This window comes from Halalkalibacter wakoensis JCM 9140 (genome assembly GCF_000513095.1).
Lineage (GTDB): Bacteria > Bacillota > Bacilli > Bacillales > Bacillaceae_D > Halalkalibacter > Halalkalibacter wakoensis.
On sequence record NZ_BAUT01000130.1, the window covers coordinates 1 to 4,262 of the forward strand.

Consider the following 4,262-nt stretch of genomic DNA (forward strand, 5'->3'; position numbering starts at 1 on the left):
ATCTCTATTTGATAATGAAGAAAACGAATAAGTTATATTTTTTAAAAATTCAAAAATATATATTTATTTTTTGAGTTAAATCATGTATTATTAAAACACGAAAACTTTTATCCAAAATGGAGTAAAGGGGAGGGGTTTCAAAAGAATAAAATGTAAGCGTTTTAATAAGCACTTTTATTCAAAGTGAAAAAAAGTGCTTAGGTACTTTTTTATTGAAATTACTTAAATGGAGTTGATATCATGTCAGAAATTTCAGTTGTTATGTTGGGAACGGGAAGCCCTCGGCCTAACCTAAATCGATCACAACCCGCACAAGCACTTGTAGTAAAAGATCAAGCGATCCTGATTGATTGTGGTGAAGGGACAACAGCTCAGTTAATGAAAGCTCAGATAAATCCCCAATCCATCAAGTTTCTAATCTTCACTCATTTACATTCAGATCACACGATGGGGTACGCTCAATTCCTTTTGGGTGGCTGGGGGCAAGGTAGATCAGAGCTGACAATTATTGGTCCTAAGGGAACAAAGGAATTCCATGAAAATATTTTAAATATGTATTCATACGATATTGATTATCGTTGTTCTCTTGGACGTTCATCCGCAGGGGTTCGTGATGTTCAGGTCATTGAGTTTGATGGACCTGGTGAGTTACTAGAAAATCCATTGCCTTATAAAATTACGACAGCGAGAATGATACACAATGTTCCCACATTTGCTTTTAGGTTCGAAATTGATGGAACGGTGATTGTCGTCTCAAGTGATACATCTCCGAATGAAGAGATTGTTCATCTAGCAGATCGGGCTGATCTCTTGGTACAGAATGCAGGTTTGACAACCGGACAGAAGAGTAAAGCACTCGAGAAAATTTGGGATCAACTTCAAAAAGAACATTGCACTCCAACTCAGGCAGGTGTTATAGCAAAAAGAGCGAATGTTAAAAAAGTCGTTCTTACTCACTTTTTGCCAGAAGCTGATGCACAAATTGCTTTTGAGGAGGCATCTGCCGAGTTTTCTGGGGAAGTCATTGTCCCAGAGGATTTACAAATTATTAAGGTAGGATAAAAATGGATTCTATAAATTAACTAAGGAGATGATTGCATGAAACGTGCTTTGATTGGTATCTTTACCCTCATCCTTATTTCTCTAATTGTAGTGGCCTGTGGTGAAGGAGAGACGAGTCAACCAGCTAACAATGGTGAGGAAAGTGAAGGTGGTTTCTCAGGAATTGTTCCAGTGTACACACCAGGTTCAGGTGGGATTAACTATATTATTAGTGCGGGGTTAGCTAATATCATAAATAATGAAAAAGTCCTTCCAGGTGCTTCTTTCGCAACAGAAGCAACAAATGGAACATCAGAAATTGTCCAATACATGTCTGAACGTTATCAACAAGGGCTGCCTGCATTTGGTGGGATTGGGGCTTTAGGTGCGGATCAAGCGTTTAATGGAGTGTTAGAGCCAGTTCCAGGTGATCACGATTATTTAAGAGGGATCGGATTCTTGAGCTACAATGCACTTCATTTAGTTGTACGTGAGAATTCTCCTATTCAATCTTTTAAAGATTTAGCTGGAACACGTATAGGTGTTGCAGCTATTGGGACTCCGCCTACTGAATTATTAGAAGATCTAATGGAGGCTCATGGAGTTAGTAAAGATGATTATCAACCATTACCTCTTAGTAGTTTCACCGAAATCCAAGAAGCTGTAGCTAATGGTAGTGTGGATGCTGGATACTTGATGGGAGCTATCCCAGCACCGACTGTAAGAGAGCTTGCTCAAACAGAAGATGTGAGGATTATTCCTGTTGACCCTGCTATTATGGAACCATTCGTAGCAGAACATCCATATTATTCTTCGGTCGATATACCAGGTGGTACGTATCCAGGCCAAGAGGAAGATATCACAATTGGAGCATTTTATTCCATATATATTACTCATGAACAAACAGACGATGAGATGGTTTATAAATTTTTAGAAACAATCATGAACAATACAGACGGACTTAAAGAAATTCATCCTACATTTGACATTGTCCCAGAAACAGTTCCTGATGGTGTGACCATTCCTTATCATCCAGGTGCGTTACAATATTTTGAAGATCACGGGATAGAGGTCCAACAATAAAAATTAGCAGCAACGCATACAGTTTAGAAAAGGTGCCAAGAGCAGGAATTCTCTAACCGTACCTTAACACGAACTTCTGCAATGAAAGTGAGGAGTGTATTCGAGCATGTTACAGAAAATAATTACAAGGGCCGTAGTAATTCTCGCATTTTTCTTGGCATTTTTTCATCTTTATGCTGGCGGAATTCAAATATTTCCTTCGATGCAGCAACGAGGGGTCCATCTTGGCTTTGCCCTCGCCTTAATCTTTTTACTGTATCCATTCATCAAAAATCCTAATAGTGATGAAGGAATAGCAGGGAGAGGTAAAATTGCTTGGACAACGGATATTTTGCTAGCCGGGGCCTCAATTTTTCTTGGGATATATATTTATATTTACTTCATTGATCTATCGATGGCATTTAGTTCTCCAACCATTACGATGATGGTCGTTGGTGTTTTAAGTATTATCCTCACATTGGAAGCGGCAAGAAGAATAATAGGATGGGCTTTGCCGATATTAGCTACGTTATTTCTTGTATACGCTTTCTTTGGGGAGAAACTACCTTTGTTATTTGCTCATTCTGGTTACAGTATGCAACGAATCATCACTCAAGTTGGTTTGTCGAATGAAGGGGTGTTTGGTATTCCGCTGGGGGTATCAGCGACGTATGTAGTGTTGTTTGTCTTGTTTGGCTCATTTTTAGAAAAATCAGGAGCAGGGAAATTTTTTATTGATTTAGCATTCTCGTTGGTAGGACGTTTCAGAGGAGGGGCCGCGAAAGTTTCAATTGTATCAAGTGCGTTGTTTGGCTCAATTAGTGGAAGTCAGGTTGGAAATGTAGCGACAACTGGAATTTTAACGATTCCCTTGATGAAGCGAGGAGGGTATAAAGCGCAATACGCAGGGGCAGTCGAATCAGTGGCATCAACAGGAGGGATGCTTCTACCTCCTGTCATGGGGGCCGTTGCCTTTTTAATGGCTGACTTTTTACAGGTAGAATACATTCAAGTTGCGTTAGCTGCCTTGATCCCTGCATTGCTTTACTTCATTGCCATTTTTATAATGGTAGACTTACGAGCTGCCCGGATGGGAGAAGGTAGTCAAGAAGATCATTATAAAGTTCCCAACTTAAAAGAGATGATTGTTACAAAAGGACACTTGATCCTTCCGTTAGTCGTCTTAGTATTCTTATTAGTTGGTCCACAAATGCCACCACCAGAAGCTGCATTTTGGGGAATCGTGAGTGTTCCTTTTATCTGTTTATTAAGGAAAGAAACGAGAATGAGCTTTTCTAATATAAAAGAGGCGATTGTACAGGGAATGAGGCTCTCACTAGTTGTAGCTGCAGCCTGTGCGTGTGCGGGCATTGTTATTGGTGTCATTAACATGACAGGAATGGGGTTAAGATTTTCTGGAATCTTAATTGAACTTTCTGGGGGACATTTGTTTTTATTGCTTCTCTTAACAATGATTGCTTCGATTGTTATGGGGATGGGTTTACCTCCAGTAGCATCATATATTATTTTAGCTGTCTTAGCAGCACCAGCTATCACACAATTAGGAGTACCAAGTATGGCAGCGCATATGTTTATTTTCTATTATGGAGTCCTTTCAGGAATTACACCTCCTGTAGCGATTGCAGCATATGCAGCTAGTGGTATAGCAAAAACCAATCCAATGTCCACATCAATCACAGCTGTTCGTTTAGCGGCCGTCGCCTTTATTGTTCCATTTATGTTTGTATATGGACCGGCACTTATTTTCCAAGGGACTGTCTTTACAATCTTACTAGCATCAGTTACGGCGTTGATCGGTATTTATGCATTAGCTGTATCTTTAGAAGGGTATTTAAAGCAACCGGTCTTGCTAATATCAAGATTCATGTTGTTTTTTGGAGCCGTTTTATTAATTAATGTAGGTGTACTTTACGATATTGTTGGGTTTGCTATCATTTTGGCTACGTTGCTTTATGAATTTAAGGTTAGAAAAATTGTTTCGGTACCGAACTTGAGTGCAAAAGAAATGTAAGTTATTTTATGGTTGAGAGGGCTTGAGTTAGTAAGAAGGGATCCTTCAACACAGTGTTTGTGTTTGTTTAAGTGCCTGTAACTACCCGAAGTATGTCGAAATAATATCGATAAAATACGGGTGGTGA

At 39.3% G+C, this 4,262-nt stretch carries 3 protein-coding genes; all 3 read left to right on the forward strand.

The window, feature by feature from the left end:
- The first annotated feature begins 240 nt into the window (after positions 1-240).
- The 3 genes from JCM9140_RS21550 to JCM9140_RS21560 all read left to right on the forward strand — a co-directional run bounded on the left by JCM9140_RS21550 (position 241) and on the right by JCM9140_RS21560 (position 4,135).
- Entirely contained in the window at positions 241-1,062 is an 822-nt protein-coding gene (locus tag JCM9140_RS21550; protein WP_034751610.1) for an MBL fold metallo-hydrolase, read from the forward strand.
- A gap of 36 nt (positions 1,063-1,098) precedes the next feature.
- Positions 1,099-2,124 carry a TAXI family TRAP transporter solute-binding subunit gene (locus tag JCM9140_RS21555; RefSeq protein ID WP_034751614.1) on the forward strand — a complete coding sequence of 342 codons (1,026 nt, stop codon included), beginning with the start codon at positions 1,099-1,101 and terminating at the stop codon, positions 2,122-2,124.
- A gap of 106 nt (positions 2,125-2,230) precedes the next feature.
- Positions 2,231-4,135: a TRAP transporter permease gene (locus tag JCM9140_RS21560; protein WP_052002477.1), complete on the forward strand. Its 1,905-nt coding sequence runs from the start codon at positions 2,231-2,233 to the stop codon at positions 4,133-4,135.
- Positions 4,136-4,262: the final 127 nt, after the last annotated feature.

Excerpts from the sequence above, each read along its gene's own strand:
- JCM9140_RS21550 (WP_034751610.1), top strand. The coding sequence starts at position 241 with ATGTCAGAAATTTCAGTTGTTATGTTGGGAACGGGAAGCCCTCGGCCT.
- JCM9140_RS21555 (WP_034751614.1), top strand. The coding sequence starts at position 1,099 with ATGAAACGTGCTTTGATTGGTATCTTTACCCTCATCCTTATTTCTCTA.
- JCM9140_RS21560 (WP_052002477.1), top strand. The coding sequence starts at position 2,231 with ATGTTACAGAAAATAATTACAAGGGCCGTAGTAATTCTCGCATTTTTC.